This is a genomic window from Streptomyces sp. NPDC050625 (assembly GCF_040654755.1).
Classification (GTDB): domain Bacteria; phylum Actinomycetota; class Actinomycetes; order Streptomycetales; family Streptomycetaceae; genus Streptomyces.
The window spans coordinates 1-18,129 of the sequence record NZ_JBFAIQ010000036.1 but is presented as its reverse complement, the minus strand read 5'-3'; the positions used below and the strand labels follow the sequence as shown (position 1 = coordinate 18,129).

At 71.8% G+C, this 18,129-nt stretch carries 17 protein-coding genes and 1 pseudogene; 9 read left to right on the top strand and 9 right to left on the bottom strand.

What is annotated here, in order from left to right; all coding sequences use genetic code 11:
* Positions 1 to 58: 58 nt before the first annotated feature.
* Positions 59 to 742 carry a TetR/AcrR family transcriptional regulator gene (locus AB0I54_RS41385; RefSeq protein WP_363301508.1) on the bottom strand — a complete coding sequence of 228 codons (684 nt, stop codon included), beginning with the start codon at positions 740 to 742 and terminating at the stop codon, positions 59 to 61.
* A 155-nt stretch (positions 743 to 897) separates the two neighbouring features.
* On the opposite strand from AB0I54_RS41385, the gene AB0I54_RS41380 reads away from it, so the two are divergent.
* Positions 898 to 1,980 (top strand): medium chain dehydrogenase/reductase family protein, encoded by a 1,083-nt coding sequence (locus AB0I54_RS41380; RefSeq protein ID WP_363301507.1) that lies wholly within the window; start codon positions 898 to 900, stop codon positions 1,978 to 1,980.
* On the opposite strand, the gene AB0I54_RS41375 is transcribed toward AB0I54_RS41380, so the two are convergent.
* Positions 1,977 to 2,684, bottom strand: coding sequence for a TetR/AcrR family transcriptional regulator (locus AB0I54_RS41375; RefSeq protein ID WP_363301506.1), 708 nt, complete (start codon positions 2,682 to 2,684; stop codon positions 1,977 to 1,979). The genes AB0I54_RS41380 and AB0I54_RS41375 overlap by 4 nt on opposite strands.
* A gap of 176 nt (positions 2,685 to 2,860) precedes the next feature.
* Here AB0I54_RS41375 and AB0I54_RS41370 point away from each other — a divergent pair, with 176 nt between their 5' ends.
* Positions 2,861 to 3,310 carry a nitroreductase family deazaflavin-dependent oxidoreductase gene (locus AB0I54_RS41370; protein WP_363301505.1) on the top strand — a complete coding sequence of 150 codons (450 nt, stop codon included), beginning with the start codon at positions 2,861 to 2,863 and terminating at the stop codon, positions 3,308 to 3,310.
* Here AB0I54_RS41370 and AB0I54_RS41365 read toward each other — a convergent pair.
* Positions 3,300 to 4,565, bottom strand: a complete 1,266-nt coding sequence (locus tag AB0I54_RS41365; RefSeq protein ID WP_363301504.1) for a geranylgeranyl reductase family protein — start codon at positions 4,563 to 4,565, stop codon at positions 3,300 to 3,302. The two genes, AB0I54_RS41370 and AB0I54_RS41365, sit on opposite strands and share 11 nt — an antisense overlap.
* A 133-nt stretch (positions 4,566 to 4,698) precedes the next feature.
* Between AB0I54_RS41365 and AB0I54_RS41360 the strand changes: the two genes are divergently transcribed.
* A complete protein-coding gene (locus AB0I54_RS41360; RefSeq protein ID WP_363301503.1) occupies positions 4,699 to 6,054 on the top strand; it encodes a dipeptidase in 1,356 nt (451 codons plus the stop codon).
* Positions 6,055 to 6,116: 62 nt separating this feature from the next.
* Positions 6,117 to 6,833 carry an MBL fold metallo-hydrolase gene (locus tag AB0I54_RS41355; protein WP_363301502.1) on the top strand — a complete coding sequence of 239 codons (717 nt, stop codon included), beginning with the start codon at positions 6,117 to 6,119 and terminating at the stop codon, positions 6,831 to 6,833.
* Positions 6,834 to 6,872: 39 nt separating this feature from the next.
* On the opposite strand, the gene AB0I54_RS41350 is transcribed toward AB0I54_RS41355, so the two are convergent.
* The 3 genes from AB0I54_RS41350 to AB0I54_RS41340 all read right to left on the bottom strand — a co-directional run bounded on the left by AB0I54_RS41350 (position 6,873) and on the right by AB0I54_RS41340 (position 8,582).
* The gene (locus tag AB0I54_RS41350) at positions 6,873 to 7,916 is read right to left on the bottom strand and encodes an NUDIX domain-containing protein (RefSeq protein WP_363301501.1); all 1,044 of its coding nucleotides are present in this window, start codon (positions 7,914 to 7,916) and stop codon (positions 6,873 to 6,875) included.
* 140 nt (positions 7,917 to 8,056) lie between these two features.
* Positions 8,057 to 8,248: a hypothetical protein gene (locus AB0I54_RS41345; protein WP_263205860.1), complete on the bottom strand. Its 192-nt coding sequence runs from the start codon at positions 8,246 to 8,248 to the stop codon at positions 8,057 to 8,059.
* A gap of 7 nt (positions 8,249 to 8,255) precedes the next feature.
* On the bottom strand, positions 8,256 to 8,582 hold the full coding sequence (locus AB0I54_RS41340; protein ID WP_363301500.1) for a DUF6191 domain-containing protein: 327 nt from the start codon (positions 8,580 to 8,582) through the stop codon (positions 8,256 to 8,258).
* A 125-nt stretch (positions 8,583 to 8,707) separates the two neighbouring features.
* Here AB0I54_RS41340 and AB0I54_RS41335 point away from each other — a divergent pair, with 125 nt between their 5' ends.
* Together AB0I54_RS41335 and AB0I54_RS41330 are read left to right on the top strand one after the other, a co-directional pair.
* Entirely contained in the window at positions 8,708 to 9,061 is a 354-nt protein-coding gene (locus AB0I54_RS41335; protein ID WP_363301499.1) for a hypothetical protein, read from the top strand.
* 314 nt (positions 9,062 to 9,375) lie between these two features.
* Positions 9,376 to 11,412, top strand: a complete 2,037-nt coding sequence (locus AB0I54_RS41330) for an NPCBM/NEW2 domain-containing protein (protein ID WP_363301498.1) — start codon at positions 9,376 to 9,378, stop codon at positions 11,410 to 11,412.
* A gap of 190 nt (positions 11,413 to 11,602) precedes the next feature.
* Here the strand turns inward: AB0I54_RS41330 and AB0I54_RS41325 are convergent, their stop codons facing one another.
* Positions 11,603 to 12,556 (bottom strand): ROK family protein, encoded by a 954-nt coding sequence (locus tag AB0I54_RS41325; protein ID WP_363301497.1) that lies wholly within the window; start codon positions 12,554 to 12,556, stop codon positions 11,603 to 11,605.
* A 146-nt stretch (positions 12,557 to 12,702) separates the two neighbouring features.
* On the opposite strand from AB0I54_RS41325, the gene AB0I54_RS41320 reads away from it, so the two are divergent.
* Together AB0I54_RS41320 and AB0I54_RS41315 are read left to right on the top strand one after the other, a co-directional pair.
* Positions 12,703 to 13,809 (top strand): LacI family DNA-binding transcriptional regulator, encoded by a 1,107-nt coding sequence (locus AB0I54_RS41320; RefSeq protein WP_363301496.1) that lies wholly within the window; start codon positions 12,703 to 12,705, stop codon positions 13,807 to 13,809.
* Between the two features lie 7 nt (positions 13,810 to 13,816).
* Positions 13,817 to 14,569 (top strand): hypothetical protein, encoded by a 753-nt coding sequence (locus AB0I54_RS41315; protein ID WP_363301495.1) that lies wholly within the window; start codon positions 13,817 to 13,819, stop codon positions 14,567 to 14,569.
* A gap of 14 nt (positions 14,570 to 14,583) precedes the next feature.
* On the opposite strand, the gene AB0I54_RS41310 is transcribed toward AB0I54_RS41315, so the two are convergent.
* Positions 14,584 to 15,888, bottom strand: coding sequence for an aldolase/citrate lyase family protein (locus tag AB0I54_RS41310; RefSeq protein WP_363301494.1), 1,305 nt, complete (start codon positions 15,886 to 15,888; stop codon positions 14,584 to 14,586).
* Positions 15,889 to 16,081: 193 nt separating this feature from the next.
* Between AB0I54_RS41310 and AB0I54_RS41305 the strand changes: the two are divergent.
* Positions 16,082 to 16,988, top strand: a pseudogene (locus AB0I54_RS41305) (endonuclease/exonuclease/phosphatase family protein).
* 57 nt (positions 16,989 to 17,045) lie between these two features.
* Here AB0I54_RS41305 and AB0I54_RS41300 read toward each other — a convergent pair.
* A complete protein-coding gene (locus AB0I54_RS41300; protein ID WP_363301493.1) occupies positions 17,046 to 18,008 on the bottom strand; it encodes an electron transfer flavoprotein subunit alpha/FixB family protein in 963 nt (320 codons plus the stop codon).
* Positions 18,009 to 18,129: the final 121 nt, after the last annotated feature.

Below are 18,129 nucleotides of genomic sequence, written 5' to 3'. Positions count from 1 at the left end.
ACGTCAGCCGGGCGAGGTGATCACACGTACTCCCCGGGGAGTACGCCCGCCGGCGTGATCAGTGACCGCCCGCCAGCTCGTCCACCTCGGCGGCGAACAGCAGCTCGGGGTCGAATCCCATGCCGGTGAAATGACCCGCGAGCTCCAGTGAGAGGTGCCCGTGCAGACGGGTCCAGCACAGCAGCGCCCGGTGCAGGGCCGCGGGCGGGGCGGGGTGGCCGCCCGCCCACTGCCGGTGATCCGCGAGGTGGGCGTCGAAGGTGTCGGGGCCGTGAGTGTCGGCGGCGCCGTGGGTATCGGGGCCGTGGGTGTCGGCGTCCGCGGCCACGCACACGTCGAGCAGTGCGGCCATGATCTCCTGGGCGATCGCCGTGATGTCGTCCGGGGCGTGATAGCCGGGTACCGGCGTGCCGTAGACCAGGAAATACCGCTGGGGGTCCGCGAGCGCCCAGCGGCGCAGGGCGTGCGCGAGACCGGGCAGTCCGCCGCCCGAGTCGGCGGCGGCGCGGAAGGTGTCCGCCAGGCTGCGGTAGGCGTCGCGGATCAGCTCGGTGATCAGTTCGTCCCGGCCGCCGAAGTACCGGTAGAGAGCCGGGCCGCTCATGCCCAGCTCCTTGGCGATGGCGTTGAGGGAGAGCCCCGTCGCTCCCGCCGAGGCGATCTGTTCCCAGGCCCGCGCCTTGATCTCCGCACGCACCTGGCTGCGGTAACGCTCGCGAGGGCTCGCCGCGCCTGCCGTCATCGCCTCCACGCTCCTCTCCGTCCGGTTCGTTTCAACCTATCACTGCAGCGATAGCCAATAACGGACATTCTCGCGAGAGCTTGACACTCACGCTATCCATCGTCATGTTAGTTACAGCTTCTAACGCAAACGAATGGCTCTACACGGAGGTCGTCATGGAAAGCACGGAACTCGTCGAGGTCGTCCTACCGGGAACGGTCGAACCGGAGGGGCTCCAGTTCCGGCGCCGGGACATACCGGCCGCGGGTGCCGGGCAGATCGTGGTCCGGGTGGAGGCCACCGGGGTCTCCTTCGCGGAGCAGCAGATGCGCCGCGGCCGGTACTACGACCAGCCGCCCTTCCCCTTCGTGCCCGGCTACGACCTGGTCGGCACGGTGCTGACGGCCGGCCCCGGCGTCACCCCCGGCCTCGTGGGCAAGCGGGTGGCGGCGCTGGTGAAGGTCGGCGGCTGGGCCAGCCATGTGGTGCTCGACGCCGCCGACGCGGTGGAGGTGCCGGCCGGCATCGGCGCGGCGGAGGCGGAGACCCTGGTGGTCAACGGCATCACCGCCTGGCAGATGCTCCACCGCAAGGCCCGCGTGCGCAGCGGCGGCACGATCCTCGTCCACGGGGCCAACGGCGGTGTGGGCACTGTCCTCGTCCAGCTGGCGCTGGCGGCCGGCCTGAAGGTGATCGGCACGGCGTCGGCCCGTCATCACGACGCGCTGCGCGAACTGGGCGTGACTCCCGTCGACTACCGCACCGAGGACGTCCCGGCCCGGGTCCGCGCACTCGCCCCTGGTGGAGTCGACGCCGTCTTCGACCACGTCGGCGGCCGGAGCGTGATCGACTCCTGGCGGCTGCTCGCGCCCGGCGGCACGCTCGTCTCCTACGGCAGCGCCGCCGCCCGGGACGACACGGGCTCCAAGCAGTGGCCCGTCCTGAAGATCCTCGGCCGGGTGTGGCTGTGGAACGCGCTGCCCAACGGCCGCCACGCGTACTTCTTCAACGTCTGGGCCGGCCGCGCCCTGAGCAAGGACCGCTTCCGGGCCCGCCTGGGCGCCGACCTCACCGAGGTGTTCCACGCCCTCCAGCGCGGCGAGGTCACCGCCCGGATCGCCGCCCGGCTGCCTCTGACGGAGGTCGCCGAGGCCCTGCGGCTGGCCGAGTCCGGCACGGTGGCCGGCAAGGTCGTCCTGATCCCGCAGGAGCAGGAGCAGGACCAGCAGGACCAGCAGGACCAGCAGGAGCAGGACTAGTCGTGCTGAGCATGGGGGAGGACCAGACCCACACCGTGGGCGAGCCGGGCCGCCGCGTGCCGGAAGAACGGCTCACGGTCCTCCACCACCTTGGTGAACTGCCCGAACAGCTCGAACCCGACCAGGCCGTACAGCTGCGCCCAGGCCGCGACCAGGGCCACGACCACCTCGGGCGGCAGGTCGGGGGCCAGGTCGGCGGCCATGCGCCGGGCCTCGGGCGCCAGTTCGGCGGGCAGCGGCGTACGGGCCACACCGCGCCGCTCGTAGGCCTCGCGGACGATGCCGATGAGCAGGACCCCCACCCGGGACGCGGGCGGGACGGTCGCCTCGGGTGCCGAGTAGCCGGGCACCGGCGAGCCGTAGATGAGCGCGTACTCGTGCGGATGCGTGAGGGCCCAGCGACGTACCGCCTCGCACACGGCGACCCAGCGCTCGGCGGGGGCGGCGTCCCGGACCTCGGCCGCGACGGCTTCGGCGGCCTCGCCGAGGGAGTCGTACGCGTCGATGATGAGCGCGGTCAGCAGGTCGTCACGGCTGGGGAAGTAGCGGTACAGCGCGGAGGAGACCATGCCGAGTTCGCGCGCCACGGCCCGCAGCGACAGCCTGGCCGCACCCTGAGCCGCCAGCTGTCTGCGTGCCTCGTCCTTGATGGCCGCGGTCACTTCGATCCTGGCCCGCGCGCGGGCGCCTCCTGCTTTGGTCATGGGAAGCAGTCTGCCACGAAGCGAGAGCACTGCACACAAAAGAGAGCACCGCTCTTGCAATAGGGTGCCGGGGGGTGCACACTCGTCGCAAGTGAGAGCACTGCTCTCCCAAATAGTGAGAGCACTGCTCTCCCAAATAGTGAGAGCACCCGCTCTCCCATCCGCAGGGGGTCGTCATGTCCGCGCACGTCAAGAAGCCCGGCTGGTTCACCGTCAACGTCTTCAACCGCTTCGTCGCCTGGCTGACCCGTCGCGGTGTCAGTGTCTGGGGCTCCCGGGTCCTGGCGGTGCGCGGCCGCAAGAGCGGCGAGTGGCGCACCACCCCCGTGAACCTGCTGACCGTGGACGGACAGCAGTACCTGCTCGCCCCGCGCGGTCACGTCCAGTGGACGCACAACATACGGGCGGCCGGCGGCGGCGAGCTGCGGCTGGGCAAGCAGGTGGACGTGTTCACCGCGACCGAGATCGCCGACGAGGACAAGGTCCCGCTGCTGCGCGCCTATCTGAAGCGCTGGAAGGCCGAGGTCGGCATCTTCTTCGACGGGGTCGGCCCGGACTCCCCCGACGACGAGATGCGTCGTATCGCCCCCGACCACCCGGTCTTCCGGGTCACGGTCACGAGCTGACCGCGTCCCCCGAGGCCGGGGGCGAGGCGGGGGCCGGGGCCACGGCCTGGCGCCGGTCCAGCGCGGTCAGGGCGCGCTGGGCCATGGGGTGGGTGCGGACGAGCTCACCCAGCGACGTCGAGCCGCGGGTGATGTCCCTGAAGGCCCTCCAGGCGGGGCGGAAGCTCGTCAGCGCCGCGTGGAACAGGCCGGGACGGCGCTCGAACACCGTCAGCAGCCGCTTGCCGACGCTCATCTCGACGCCCAGCCCCGCCTTGATCGCGAACGCGTAGTTCAGGGCCTGGCGGCGGGCGTCCACGGCGTCGTGCGCCTCGGCGATCCGGACCGCCCACTCCCCCGCGAGCCGACCCGAGCGCAGCGCGAAGGAGATGCCCTCGCGGGTCCACGGCTCCAGCAGCCCCGCCGCGTCACCGCAGACGAGCACCCGGCCGCGGGACAGCGGCGAGTCGTCGGCCCGGCAGCGGGTCAAGTGGCCCGAGGAGATGCTCGGTTCGAAGCCGGCGAGGCCCAGCCGGGCCACGAAGTCCTCCAAGTACCGCTTGGTGGCGGCGCCTTCTCCGCGCGCCGAGATCACACCGACCGTGAGGGTGTCCCCCTTGGGGAAGACCCAGCCGTAACTGCCGGGCATCGGGCCCCAGTCGATGAGGACCCGTCCCTTCCAGTCCTCCGCGACCGTCTCGGGCACCGGGATCTCCGACTCCAGGCCGAGGTCGACCTGCTCCAGCTTCACCCCGACGTGCGCTCCTATGCGGCTGGCGCTGCCGTCGGCGCCCACCACCGCCCGGGCCAGCAGCGTCTCGCCGCCCTGCAGCACGACGGCGACCGTGCGCCGGTCCGGCACCGCCGAGCCGTGCTGCTCGACCCGCGACACCGTGACGCCCGTACGCAGCTCGGCGCCCGCCTTCTGCGCGTGCTCGACCAGCTGCTGGTCGAACTCGGGCCGGTTGATCAGCCCGAACAGCGTCTGCTTGGAGCGGCGGGTGCGGGTGAAGCGCCCGTTGTTCGAGAAGGTGACCGCGTGCACCCGGTCCCGCAGAGGCAGCTCGAAGCCGGGCGGCAGCGCGTCGCGCGAGGGGCCGATGATGCCGCCGCCACAGGTCTTGTAACGCGGCAGCTCCGCCTTCTCCAGCAACAGCACGCGCCGTCCCGTGACCGCGGCCGCGTAGGCCGCCGAGGCCCCCGCGGGGCCCGCGCCCACCACGACGACGTCCCACACCCGCTGCACGCCGTCCGCCGAAGAGTTCTCGCTGCTCACGATGGTCCGCCGCTCCGATCAAGCCGTCTGCCGCTCCTGTCCCCCGCATCCTACGGCGCAGGTCGTCGCGGGCCGCTGTGGGAGGATCGGGTCTATCCAGAGGTACAACGTCGCACCTACAAGGAGCGTGCCCATGTCGTCGAATCCGGTCGCCGAGACCGTCGCCTCGCTGCTGCCAAGGGCGAGGGCGGAGCTCACCGAGCTGGTGGCCTTCAAGTCGGTGGCGGACTTCGACCAGTTCCCGAGGAGCGAGAGCGAGGGCGCCGCGAACTGGGTCGCCGACGCGCTGCGCGCCGAGGGCTTCGAGGACGTGGCCCTGCTCGACACCCCGGACGGCACGCAGTCGGTGTACGGCTACCTCCCGGGCCCGGAGGGTGCCGAAACGGTCCTGCTCTACGCCCACTACGACGTGCAGCCGCCGCTGGACGAGTCCGCCTGGACCACCCCGCCCTTCGAGCTGACCGAGCGTGACGGCCGCTGGTACGGCCGTGGAGCCGCCGACTGCAAGGGCGGTGTGATCATGCATCTCCTCGCGCTGCGCGCCCTCAAGGCGAACGGCGGCGTCCCGGTGCACATCAAGGTGATCGTCGAGGGCTCGGAGGAGATGGGCACGGGCGGCCTGGAGCGGTACGCCGAGCAGCACCCCGAGCTGCTGCGGGCCGACGCGATCGTGATCGGCGACGCGGGCAACTTCCGCGTCGGTCTGCCGACCGTCACCACCACGCTGCGCGGCATGACCCTGGTCCGCGTGCAGATCGACACCCTTGCGGGCAATCTGCACTCCGGCCAGTTCGGCGGTGCCGCCCCGGACGCGCTGGCCGCGCTGATCCGCGTCCTGGACTCGCTGCGCGCCGAGGACGGCTCGACGACGGTCGACGGGCTCGCCCCCGAGACCCGGTGGGAGGGCCTGGAGTACACCGAGGAGCAGTTCCGCACCGACGCCAAGGTGCTGGACGGCGTGGGGCTGATCGGCGACGGCTCGGTCGCCGACCGCATCTGGGCCGACCCGGCCGTCACGGTCATCGGCATCGACTGCCCGCCGGTCGTCGGCGCCACCCCGTCCGTGCAGTCGAGCGCCCGCGCCCTGGTCAGCCTGCGGGTGCCGCCGGGCGTCGACGCGGCCGAGGCCACCAAGCTGCTCCAGGCCCACGTGGAGGCGCACACGCCGTGGGGCGCCCGGGTGCGCACCGAGCAGGTCGGTCAGGGCCAGGCCTTCCGCGCCGACACCGGCAGCCCGGCGTACCGGGCGATGGCGGACGCGATGGGTGTCGCCTACCCGGGCGAGACGATGCAGTACGCCGGTCAGGGCGGCTCCATCCCGCTGTGCAACACCCTCGCGGGCCTCTACCCGGAGGCGGAGATCCTGCTCATCGGCCTGAGCGAGCCCGAGGCCCAGATCCACGCGGTCAACGAGAGCGTCTCTCCCGAGGAGCTGGAGCGGCTGTCGGTGGCCGAGGCCCTGTTCCTGCGGAACTACGCGGCGGGCTGAACCTCTCTGCCCACAGCAGAGGGCCCTCGCCGACGGGCGGGGGCCCTCCCTACGGTCGGCGCATGGACGTCATCGAGCTCCTTCCCCGGCTCCATCTCCTGCGCTTCCCGGTCGGCCAGGCCTATCTCTGGCGCGACGGCGACGAGTTGACGCTGATCGACGCCGGCACGATCGGCTCCGGCCGGGTGATCGCCGACGCGGTCCGGGCCCTTCGGCGGGACCCTTCGGACGTACGCCGCATCGTGCTCACCCACTTCCACGAGGACCACGCGGGCGGGGCGGGCGAGTTGGCCGCGCTGACCGGCGCCGAGGTGCTGGCGCACGGCCGGGACGCTCCGGTCGTCAGGGGTGAGATGCCCGGCCCGCCGCCGGTCTTCGAGGACTGGGAGCTGCCGATCCACGCGGAGGCCGTGAGGCATCTGCCCCAGGGCGCCCCCCTGCGCCCGGAGCGGGTCACCGAACTGTCCGACGGCGATGTCCTCGACTTCGGCGGCGGAGCCCGTGTCGTCCACGTCCCGGGGCACACCGAGGGCAGCATCGCCCTCCAGCTCCCCGAGCACGGCGTGCTGTTCACGGGGGACACGGTGGCCGCGGCACCGGTCACCGGATCGGTGATGCCCGGCGTGTTCAACCTCGACCGGGCCCGGACTGTCGCGTCCTTCCAGCGGCTGGCGGACCTGGACGCGGACCTGGCCTGTTTCGGCCACGGCGATCCCGTCACCCGTGGGGCCTCGACGGTCCTACGGAAAGCCGCGGACACCTGCGCAAGTCCGCGCTGACCAGGGACTCCGCCACTACGACAGCGAAGCCATCCGGTCTCAGCCGACCGGAACGCCCGCCTCCAGATACAGCGCGGCCCCGCGCTCACGTGCCCGAAGCGCCCAGCACAGCCGCTGGTAGCGGACGGGCGGCAGCAGGTCGGCGGCCTCCTGCTCGGTGACGAAGCGCCAGTCGCGCAGTTCGGGCCCCGGCAGCAGCAGCCGGCCGGTCTCGGCCGAGTCGAGCCGGCCGCCGTCGAAGAGCAGCCGCAGTCCGCCGAAGCCCGGGGGCACCGGCTGCTCCCAGTCCACGACGAGCAGCCGCGGCACGTCCTCCAGCCGTATCCCGGTCTCCTCGGCGACCTCACGCATACCGGCACGGGCCGGGGCCTCCCCGCGCTCGACCACGCCGCCGGGGAACTCCCAGCCGGGCTTGTAGGTGGGGTCGACGAGCAGCACACGATCCTGTTCGTCGAAGAGGAGCACGCCCGCGGCGAGGGTCTCGGCGGTGGGCTCCGGGGTCTGCACGATGTCGCAGGGCGCGACGGCACCGCTGCTGACGGCCTCGGCGACGCGGACGGCCGTCTCGTACGGGGTGAGGGCACTGGTGTCGACGGGGTGGGCGTCGGCGGTGAGCCAGGAGGCGAGCGCGGCACGGTACGGCTCGATGTGGTCGTACGCCCACTGCCGTTGCCGCAACTCGCCGTCGGGGAGGTCCGGCGGGACCTCCCGCCCGGCTATTCGCTCCCGCAGGATCGTTTCCGCCGGGGCGAGCAGGACGTGCCGGACGGTGATGCGGCGCGCGGCGAGGCCGCCGAAGATCTCGTCGCGGTACTCCTGGCGCAGCAGGGTCATGGGGACCACGAGGGTTCCGCCGAGCTCGGCGAGCATCGCTGCCGCGGTGTCGATCACGAGTCGCCGCCAGATCGGCAGGTCCTGGAAGTCACCGACCTCGGCGAGGCGCTTGGGCGGGAGCAGGTGCGTGAGCGCTCCGCCGATGACCTCCGGGTCGAAGAGCGTGCTGTTCGGGATCAGTTCGATCAGTTCCCGTGCGGTGGTGGTCTTCCCCGCACCGAACGCGCCGTTGATCCAGACGACGGTCACGGACTCCCCCTCTTCTGTTGGCCCCCTGTGGCTTGCCCGCTCCACACTGCCATGGAAACCAGCCCCAGCTGAGGGCATGCGAACGAGGCGCCGGCGCCCCGCTACGAGGCCCCGGCGCCGCACAGTGCCTGTGTGTGGTTCTACTCCTGTCCCAGGGCGTTGTCGTCGACGGCGAGGCTTTCCTGGCTGACGAGGTTGCCCACGGTGTCGACCGTGTCCGAGACGTTCAGGTCGCTGACGGCGTGGGTGTCCTCGCCGTGGGACGGGCTGATCGCGGCCACGACGAACCCGGTGGCGAGGGAGGCGATGGCGAGCATGCTGCGCTTCTTCATGCCCCGTTCAACTACGCAGGTCGCCGGGAGTCACGCGGATCACCGCGGTTCCGCTCTCCAGGTCGATCGTCGTCCTGTGCGGGGGTGCGCCGTCCTCGTCGTCGTCCCGCAGCAGCAGTGCCGACTGCCGCTCCTTGAGCTCGTGCTGCTTGCCCGGGGACAGGGCGCCGTGCAGTTGCTCGAACCCCGTGGCCGACACCTGGCCGAGCCTGGCTGCGTTGCGCCACGGCAGGATGCCCGCGCGTCCGGCACGCATCAGCAACTGATCGACGAGGGCCACGGCGGTGAGCACGATGACCAGCCCCGGCAAGGTCATGAAGACGGCGAACCCCATGCACCGAGTATCCACGGCCGCCGAGCGGCACCGAAACCCCGTGGAACCGAAGATCGCGTTCCCGGTATCGTGCCGATTCCCGAACCGCGGGCACCGCGTGGCCCTCAACCAGGAAAGCGACCGAGATGACCGGCTCCCGGCCCACGACCACCCTCTGGCGCCCCACCGGCCCCAAGGAACTGGACCTGGTCCGCGAGCTGGACTGGCGCGCCTGGCCGCCCCGCCTCCCCGAGCAGCCGATCTTCTACCCGGTGCTCAACGAGGACTACGCGATCAAGATCGCCCGCGACTGGAACGTCAAGCACGACGGCGCGGGCTTCGTGACCCGCTTCGAGGTCGACACGGAGTTCCTGACCCGCTATCCCGTCCAGCGCGCGGGCGGCGAGACGATCCTGGAACTGTGGGTCCCCGCGGAGGAACTCGACGAGTTCAACACCCACATCGTCGGCACGATCCGGGTGGTCCACGAGTTCCGGTGACGGGTCGGCCGCCGGCCGTAAGGCCAGGCGGTCACGACCAGTTGATGGCACTTCAGACCGGGGCCCGGCGGCCGCAGACCGCTGCGCCCATCCCCCTCCCCGGAGCGCGACCCAACACAACCGAACGCGCGCCCGCCGTCACCCGCAACTGGTCGACGAATCAAGGCCCGTGACGGGATATCGAACAAACGCCAACGCACCCCTTCCATCACAGTCCAACAAGTCCTACCGTAAGCGCGCACCGATGACACGTACATGAAGGACATACGGCACTCACAGTCATCCCACCTTTCGCGAGTCGGAGGAACGTAACGATGCGTCACCCTCACACCCGCACAACCCGCCGAAGAGTGGTCGGAGCGCTCTCCGCAGGACTCCTGTGCACAGGACTCCTCGTCGCGGCAGGACACGGCGCACCCGCCGTGGCCGCACCCGTCACGGACCCCGTCACCCCCGCCCCGGCCGACGGCCTCGCCTCCACTCCGCCCATGGGCTTCAACAACTGGAACTCCACGCACTGCCGGGCCGACTTCAACGAGGCCATGGTCAAGGGGATGGCGGACCTGTTCGTCGAGAAGGGCCTCAAGGACGCCGGGTACCAGTACGTCAACCTCGACGACTGCTGGGCCCTGCCGTCCCGGGACGCGAACGGCAAGCTGGTGCCCGACCCCGTCCGCTTCCCCCATGGGATCAAGGCCGTCGCGGACTACATACACACCAAGGGACTCAAGCTCGGCATCTACACCAGCGCGGGCACGAAGACCTGCAACAGCGCGGGCTTCCCGGGCGCGCTGGGCCACGAGTACAGCGACGCGCAGCAGTTCGCCGACTGGGGCGTGGACTACCTCAAGTACGACAACTGCAACAACCAGGGCGTGGACGCCAAGCAGCGCTACACCACCATGCGTGACGCGCTGAAGGCCACCGGCCGGCCCATCGTCTACAGCATCTGCGAGTGGGGCGAGAACAAGCCCTGGCAGTGGGCGGCCGACGTCGGTCAGCTCTGGCGCACCACCGGGGACATCAGCGACAGCTGGGGCTCGATGCTGTCGATCCTGAAGCAGAACCTGCCGCTCGCGCAGTACGCCGGCCCCGGCCACTGGAACGACCCCGACATGCTGGAGGTCGGCAACGGCGGCATGACCGACACCGAGTACCGCTCGCACTTCTCGATGTGGTCGGTCATGGCGGCCCCGCTGCTCATCGGCACCGACCTGCGCAAGGCCTCCCCGGCGACCTTCGACATCCTGGACAACAAGGAGGTCATCGCGGTCGACCAGGACCCGCTGGGCAAGCAGGGCACCGTCGTCTCCGCCGAGGGCGGGCGCTGGGTCGTGGCCAAGGAGATGCGGGACGGCAGCCGTGCCGTGGCCCTGTTCAACGAGTCCAACACCGCCCAGCGCATCACGACGACCGCCGAGGCCGTCGGGCTGCCGGACGCCCCGGCCTACACGCTGCGCGACCTCTGGCAGCACCGGACCCACAACACCGCCGGCACCGTCTCCGCGACCGTCCCGGCCCACGGCACGGTCCTCGTCAGGGTCACCGCCGACCGCAGCTGGGCCGCGTACCCGCCCGCCGTCGAACTCGGCCTGGACAGCACCCCGTTCGTGGAGGCCGGCACACCGGCCGCACTGACGACCACGGTCACCGACCTCGGCCGCACGCCCGCCCTGCGGGTGTCCGTCTCGCTGACCGGCCCCACCGGCTGGACCGTGACTCCGACGTCGCCGACGAGTGCCGATTCCCTGACGACCGGACGTACGCTGCGCACCGGCTGGACGGTGACCGCGCCACCGGGGACGCCGACGGGGTCGTACGACCTGACACTGCGCGCCGCCTACCGCTCGCCGTTCGGGACGCGTGTCGACAGCACCCTGCCGCTGACCGCCACCGTGGTGGTGCCGCCGCCGTCGGGGACGTCGTACCTCGGTGACCTGCCCTGGCTGTCGACCACGAACGGGTGGGGCCCGGTCGAACGCAACACCAGCAACGGGGAGAGCGCCGCGGGCGACGGACACCCGATCACCCTGGGCGGCGTGGTGTACGCCAAGGGGCTCGGGGTGCATGCGGAGAGCAGCGTCGAGTACTACACCGGGAAGGCGTGCCAGACGGTCACCGCGGACGTCGGCGTCGACGACGAGAAGGGGGCGAAGGGCACCGTCGCCTTCGAGGTCTGGGCCGACGGCACCAAGGTCGCCTCGACCGGCGTCCTGACCAACGCGATGCCCGCCCAGCGGCTCACCGCGGACGTCACCGGCGCCGAGGTGGTCCGCCTCGTCGTCACGGACGGCGGCGACGGCATCGACTCGGACCACGCGGACTGGGCGGACGCCCGGCTCGGCTGCTGAGCCCATGCCCCACTGACCGGTCGGAAACCGAGACCCTCGGCCCGACCGGTCACAAGCCGAGGCCCTCGGCCCCGTGGGCGCACCGCGGGGTCGTCGGCCGACCCGGGGGAGGACGAAGAACCCCGAGCCCGGTCCGCCGGCACAGGCAAAACGTTCCTGCGCGCCCGGCCCCCCGCCGCGACGTCCGCCGTCAGACGCCGGCCGCCGTCGCGTCCGGCCGTCGGGCCAGCGCCGCGGCCGCCGCGCCCACCAGGCCCGCGTCCGTGCCCATCTGGGCGGGTGTCACCGTCAGGCGCCGTACGAAGGACAGGGTCGCGTAGTCGGCCAGGGCCTTGCGCAGCGGTGTGAACAGGACGTCGCCCGCCTTGCCCACTCCCCCGCCGATGACCGCGATGTCGATCTCGACGAGCGTCGCGGTGGCCGCGATTCCGGCGGCGAGCGCCTGCGCCGCACGCTCGAAGGAGGCCACGGCGACCGGGTCGCCGGCCCGGGCGGCGGCGGCCACCGCGGCGGCGGAGGTGTCACCGTCCGGGCCGGGCCGCCAGCCGTCCTCCCGTGCGCGCCGGGCGATGTTGGGGCCGCTGGCGATGCGCTCGACGCAGCCCCGCGAACCGCACGGGCACGGGTCGCCGTCGAGGTCGACACTGATGTGGCCGATGTGACCCGCGTTGCCGGTGGGTCCCGGATGCAGCCGGCCGTTCAGGACCAGGCCGCCGCCGACCCCCGTCGAGACCACCATGCACAGCGCGTTGTCGTGGCCGCGGGCGGCGCCCTGCCAGTGCTCGGCGGCCGTGATCGCCACGCCGTCGCCGATCAGCTCGACCGGCAGGCCGCCGGTGGCCGCACGCACCCGCTGCACGAGCGGGAAGTCCCGCCAGCCGGGCACGTTCACCGGGCTCACGGTGCCCGCCGAGGCGTCCACCGGCCCCGCGCTGCCGATGCCGACGGAGCCCGCGCGTCCCCACAGGGGCGAGCCGGCGAGCTCCGCGAACACCTCCTCCACGGCCCGCATGACCGTCTCGCCGTCCTCCTTGGCGGGCGTCGCGCGCTGCGCGCGCAGCTGGATCCGTCCGTCGCCGTCCACCAGCGCGCCGGCGATCTTCGTGCCGCCGATGTCGAGCGCCGCCACGAGGTCGGTGTGCATCAGAGTCAGATCTCCCCGTCAACCGTGAGCAAGATGGCCGGTCAAGCGGTGGGGGCGCAGGCCGGTTGATTGCGGTGGACAGTGTCTCCCGCATCTGACAACGTTGTCCAGGCTCTATGCTCGACGCCACATCCTCATACAAAACCATGGACCGACGCATCCCCGTGGACGACAGGACAGGACACCGCATCGTGCCCGAGACCACCCGCCGCGCCGCCGGCCTCCCCGACCGCCACTCCGGGAGCCGGTACGGCAACCGTCCGACCATGAAGGACGTCGCCGCGCGAGCCGGAGTCGGGCTGAAGACGGTGTCGCGCGTGGTCAACGGCGAGCCGGGCGTCACCCCGGACACCGAGCGCCGTGTCCAGGAGGCCATCGACGCGCTCGGCTTCCGCCGCAACGACAGCGCGCGGGTGCTGCGCAAGGGCCGTACCGCGAGCATCGGGCTGGTCCTGGAGGACCTCGCCGACCCGTTCTACGGCCCGCTCAGCCGCGCGGTCGAGGAGGTGGCCCGCGCCCACGGGGCGCTGCTGATCAACGGCTCCAGCGCCGAGGACCCCGACCGCGAGCAGGAGTTGGCGCTGGCGCTGTGCGCACGGCGGGTGGACGGGCTGGTGATCATCCCGGCCGGGGACGACCACCGCTATCTGGAGCCGGAGATCAAGGCCGGCGTCGCGACCGTGTTCGTGGACCGTCCGGCCGGGAAGATCGACGCCGATGTGGTCCTGTCCGACAACTACGGCGGTGCCCGCGCCGGTGTCGCCCATCTGATCGCCCACGGTCACCGCCGGATCGGGTTCATCGGCGACATGCCCCGCATCCACACCGCGGCCGAGCGTCTGCGCGGCTACCGGGCGGCGATGGAGGACGCCGGGATACCCGTCGAGGACAGCTGGATGTCCCTGGGCGCCACCGACCCGGAGCGGGTGCGCCGGGCCGCGGAGGAGATGCTGTCCGGCCCCGCACCGGTGACCGCGGTGTTCGCGGGCAACAACCGGGTGACGGTCACCGTCGTCCGCGTCCTGGCCGAGCACTCCCGCCGGGTCGCCCTCGTCGGCTTCGACGACATCGAGCTCGCCGATCTGCTCCAGCCGGGCGTCACGGTGATCGCCCAGGACTCGGCCGCCCTCGGCCGCACCGCCGCCGAGCGCCTCTTCCGCCAACTGGACGGGACGCTCGTCGTCCCGGAGCGCATCGAGCTGCCGACCCGGCTGATCACCCGCGGCTCGGGCGAGCTGCCGCCGGCGGACTGAGCCGCGGATGCCGGGCCGCACCCTGGAGGAACTGGGCCTCGCGCGGGCGCCGCGCGACCATCCGCTGACCTATCCGGGCGCCTGGCCGAAGGACTCCGGGCTGCTGCGGGGCGACCGGATACTGCCGCTCGACCGCCTGGTGCACGAGGACCGGGTGCCGGTCCTCGCGGTCGGCTCCAACGCCTGCCCCGGTCAACTGCGCCACAAGCTGGCCGAGTCCGGGATCACCACGCCCGTCCCGATGGTGCGGACCCGGGTCACGGGTCTCGACGTCGGCGTCTCCGCGCACGTCAGCCGCCTGGGGTACGTCTCCGCCTCGCCCGTCGCGACACCGGCATGCACCCGTGAGTTGTTCGTCATCTGGCTCGACGCCCGTCAGTTGACCGTGATCGACGCGAGCGAGGGCGTGCCCCTGCGGGACGGCAACTACGACCGCGCCTGGCTGCCCGCGCCGGACGTATGCATCGAGCTGTCCGACGGCGGGACGCTCACCGGCGCGTACGCGTACGTCAACCGGCACGGCGTCCTGCACAACGGCTTGGGCACACCGCGCGGCCACCCGGGGCAGCGGCGGCTGCTCAGCGAACTGCTTGCGGGGTCGGCCCCGTTGCGGGAGCTGTTCGGAGTCACGCCGGAGGACTTCTGCGCGCGGGCCCGCGCCGACGCCGCGCTGTGCCGACGGGGCACACGGCTGTTCGCCGAGCACAGGTGGGTGACGGCGTCCGGTCTCGAAGGGTTCGTGCGGCCCGAGCGGAGCTGAGGCCTGCGCCGGCCCTACTTGGCGGAGGCCGTCAGATCGCCCCGCCGCGGCGACGCGAAGCCCTCCAGGTCGGCCCGGGTCAGACCGGTCGGCCCGGCCACCTCGGCGATGTCGAGCGCGCCGCAGTCCAGACCGCGCAGCAGATAGCCGCTGAGGGCCTTGGCGGTGGCGGGCTCGTCCATGACGTCGCCGCCGGTCCGGTCGGCGTAGCGGGCGAGACGGGCGGCCGCCTGCTCGAAGCCCTCGCGGTAGAAGGCGAAGACGGCCGCGTAGCGGGTGGGGATGTGACCGGGGTGCATGTCCCAGCCCTGGTAGTACGCCCGCGCCAGGGCCCGCCGGGTGAGGCCGTAGTGCAGTCGCCAGGCGGCGTGGACCTTCTCGGTCGGGCCGACCGGCAGCACATTGGTCGAGCCGTCCGAGACCCGTACGCCCGTGCCCGCCGCCGCGACCTGCATGATCGCCTTGGCGTGGTCGGCGGCGGGATGGTCGCTTGCCTGGTAGGCGGCGGAGACGCCGAGGCAGGCGCTGTAGTCGAAGGTGCCGTAGTGCAGACCGGTGGCACGGCCCTCGGCGGCCTGGATCATCCGGGCCACGGTGGCGGTGCCGTCGGTGGCGAGGATGGACTGGCTGGTCTCTATCTGTATCTCGAAGCCGATCCTGCCGGGCTTGAGGCCGCGCGCCTTCTCGAAGGCCTCCAGCAGCCGGACCATGGCGGTGACCTGCTCGGGGTAGGTCACCTTCGGCAGGGTCAGGACCAGTCCGCCGGGCAGTGCGCCCGCCTCCAGCAGGCCGGTGAGGAAGATGTCCAGGGTGCGGATGCCCCGGTCGCGTACCGCGGCCTCCATGCACTTCATGCGGATGCCCATGTACGGGGCCGCCGTGCCGTTCTCGTACGCCTGCGCGATCAGCCGGGCCGCGCGGGCGGCCGCCCGGTCCTCCTCGGCGTCCGGGCGGGGGCCGTAGCCGTCCTCGAAGTCGACCCGCAGGTCCTCGATCGGTTCGCGCTCCAGCTTGGCACGGACACGGGAGTACACGGGTTCGGCGAGCTCGTCGGTGAGGCCGAGGACGGCGGCGAAGGAGGCGGCGTCCGGGGCGTGTTCGTCGAGGGCGGCGAGCGCCCGGTCGCCCCAGGAGCGGATGGTGTCGGCGGCGAAGACATCACCGGGGACGTACACGGTGTGGACGGGCTGGCGGGTGCCGGGGTCTCCGGGGTAGCGGCGCTCCAGTTCGGCGTCGACCGGCGCGAGGGAGGCGCTGATCTCCTCGCTGACGGCACCCGCGAGGCTTGTCGCCACCTTCTCCTGCTGGCCCTGGCCCATCCCACACCCTCCATTTTTCCGCTCTACGGAATCAACAATCCGTTGAATGAAGTTATCCGGGGATGTTCGGGATGGTCAACACCATGTTGAAGGAGTGCCACTTCATCATCTCGTCATGTTCACGCCCAACTCATCCCGCGGTGTCACACTTTCGTCCGCTCGAGTCACCGGCCGTTCCACCGAAGGAGCCCGTGTGCCGAACCACAGCCGAGTCACGCGCCGACTGGGCCTCAAGGTCGCGCTGGCCGCCGCCGTCACCGTCCCGCTCTCCAGTACAGCACTGTCCGCCTCGTCCGCCTCGGCGGAGGAGCACCGGGCCCACCGCCTGGGGATCATGTCCTTCAACCTGCGCTTCGCGAGCACCGCCGAACCCAAACAGCTGGACCGTGCGCCGGCCGGTGATGCGCGAACTGCTGCGCCGCGAGCGGCCCCACGTCATCGGCACCCAGGAAGGCCTCTACCAGCAACTGCGCGACATCGACGCCGACCTCGGAGCGCACTACGACTGGATCGGGACCGGCCGCGAGGGCGGCAGCCGCGACGAGTCCTCGGCGATCTTCTACGACACCCGGCGCCTGTCCCCGGCCGAGCACTACACTTTCTGGCTCTCCGACACCCCGGAGGTGATCCGCTCGAACACCTGGGGCGCCGCGTTCCCCCGCTTCGTCACCTGGATCCGGTTCCGCGACCTGCGCGACGGCGGGCGGGAGTTCTACGTCCTGAACACCCATTTCGACCACGCGAGCCAGTACGCACGCGAACGCAGCGCCGCCCTCGTGGCCCAGCGCATCGCCGAGCTCGACCGCCGCCTGCCGGTCGTGGTGACCGGGGACTTCAACGTCGCCGCGCACAAGAACCCGGTCTACGACACGATGCTGGGCGCCGGCCTCCTCGACAGCTGGGACACCGCCGCCGAGCGCAGCACGCTGTACGGCACCTTCCACGGCTACAAACCGCTCACGCCGAACGGCGACCGCATCGACTGGATCCTGGCCACGCCTGGCGTCACGGTCCGCCGGGCCTCGATCAACACCTTCTCCAGGAGCGGCCAGTTCCCGAGCGACCACCTGCCCGCGCAGACGTGGCTGACCCTGGGATGAGCCGAGGCCCCCGTGACCGGCACGCGGTCACGGGGGCCTCGTACAGCCCGGAGGTGCTCAGCCCTTGCGGGCCTTGATCTCCTCAGTCAGCTGCGGGACGACGTCGAACAGGTCACCGACGACGCCGTAGTCGACCAGGTCGAAGATCGGGGCCTCGGGGTCCTTGTTGACGGCCACGATCGTCTTCGAGGTCTGCATACCGGCGCGGTGCTGGATCGCACCGGAGATGCCGTTGGCGATGTACAGCTGCGGCGAGACCGACTTACCGGTCTGGCCGACCTGGTTGGTGTGCGGGTACCAGCCCGCGTCCACCGCGGCACGCGAGGCGCCCACGGCCGCGCCCAGGGAGTCGGCCAGGGCCTCGATGATCGAGAAGTTCTCCGCACCGTTGACGCCACGGCCACCGGAGACCACGATCGCGGCCTCGGTCAGCTCCGGACGCCCGGTGGACTCACGCGGCGTGCGGGCGGTGACCTTGGTGCCGGTCGCCTTCTCGGAGAAGGAGACGGACAGGGCCTCGACCGCGCCGGCGGCCGGGGCGGCCTCGACGGCGGCCGAGTTCGGCTTGACCGTGATGACCGGGGTGCCCTTGATGACACGGGACTTGGTGGTGAAGGACGCGGCGAACACCGACTGGGTGGCCACCGGGCCCTCGTCGCCGGCCTCCAGGTCGACGGCGTCGGTGATGATGCCGGAGCCGATGCGCAGCGCCAGACGCGCGGCGATCTCCTTGCCCTCCGCGGAGGACGAGACCAGCACGGCGGCCGGGGAGACGGCCCCGACAGCGGCCTGCAGCGCGTCCACCTTCGGGACGACCAGGTAGTCGGCGTACTCGGACGCCTCGTGGGTCAGCACCTTCACCGCACCGTGCTCGGCGAGCGTGGCGGCGGTGTCGGCGGCGCCGTTGCCGAGCGCGACGGCGACGGGCTCGCCGATGCGGCGGGCCAGCGTCAGCAGCTCCAGGGTGGGCTTGCGGACGGCACCGTCCACGTGGTCGACGTAGACGAGGACTTCAGCCATGGGATTGCTCTCCTGCGTAACGAAGTTGAGGGGCGGTCAGCGGGGGCGAGCCTCAGATGAACTTCTGGCTCGCGAGGAACTCAGCGAGCTGCTTGCCGCCCTCGCCCTCGTCCTTGACGAT

What these genes read in the sequence shown, in the direction of transcription:
- AB0I54_RS41345 (WP_263205860.1), bottom strand. Translation starts at nt 8,248, where the DNA reads ATGAAGAAGCGCAGCATGCTCGCCATCGCCTCCCTCGCCACCGGGTTC.
- AB0I54_RS41370 (WP_363301505.1), top strand. Translation starts at nt 2,861, where the DNA reads ATGTCCGCGCACGTCAAGAAGCCCGGCTGGTTCACCGTCAACGTCTTC.
- AB0I54_RS41380 (WP_363301507.1), top strand. Translation starts at nt 898, where the DNA reads ATGGAAAGCACGGAACTCGTCGAGGTCGTCCTACCGGGAACGGTCGAA.
- AB0I54_RS41355 (WP_363301502.1), top strand. Translation starts at nt 6,117, where the DNA reads ATGGACGTCATCGAGCTCCTTCCCCGGCTCCATCTCCTGCGCTTCCCG.
- AB0I54_RS41385 (WP_363301508.1), bottom strand. Translation starts at nt 742, where the DNA reads ATGACGGCAGGCGCGGCGAGCCCTCGCGAGCGTTACCGCAGCCAGGTG.
- AB0I54_RS41330 (WP_363301498.1), top strand. Translation starts at nt 9,376, where the DNA reads ATGCGTCACCCTCACACCCGCACAACCCGCCGAAGAGTGGTCGGAGCG.
- AB0I54_RS41360 (WP_363301503.1), top strand. Translation starts at nt 4,699, where the DNA reads ATGTCGTCGAATCCGGTCGCCGAGACCGTCGCCTCGCTGCTGCCAAGG.
- AB0I54_RS41375 (WP_363301506.1), bottom strand. Translation starts at nt 2,684, where the DNA reads ATGACCAAAGCAGGAGGCGCCCGCGCGCGGGCCAGGATCGAAGTGACC.
- AB0I54_RS41325 (WP_363301497.1), bottom strand. Translation starts at nt 12,556, where the DNA reads ATGCACACCGACCTCGTGGCGGCGCTCGACATCGGCGGCACGAAGATC.
- AB0I54_RS41340 (WP_363301500.1), bottom strand. Translation starts at nt 8,582, where the DNA reads ATGGGGTTCGCCGTCTTCATGACCTTGCCGGGGCTGGTCATCGTGCTC.
- AB0I54_RS41310 (WP_363301494.1), bottom strand. Translation starts at nt 15,888, where the DNA reads ATGGGCCAGGGCCAGCAGGAGAAGGTGGCGACAAGCCTCGCGGGTGCC.
- AB0I54_RS41315 (WP_363301495.1), top strand. Translation starts at nt 13,817, where the DNA reads ATGCCGGGCCGCACCCTGGAGGAACTGGGCCTCGCGCGGGCGCCGCGC.
- AB0I54_RS41300 (WP_363301493.1), bottom strand. Translation starts at nt 18,008, where the DNA reads ATGGCTGAAGTCCTCGTCTACGTCGACCACGTGGACGGTGCCGTCCGC.
- AB0I54_RS41320 (WP_363301496.1), top strand. Translation starts at nt 12,703, where the DNA reads ATGGACCGACGCATCCCCGTGGACGACAGGACAGGACACCGCATCGTG.
- AB0I54_RS41335 (WP_363301499.1), top strand. Translation starts at nt 8,708, where the DNA reads ATGACCGGCTCCCGGCCCACGACCACCCTCTGGCGCCCCACCGGCCCC.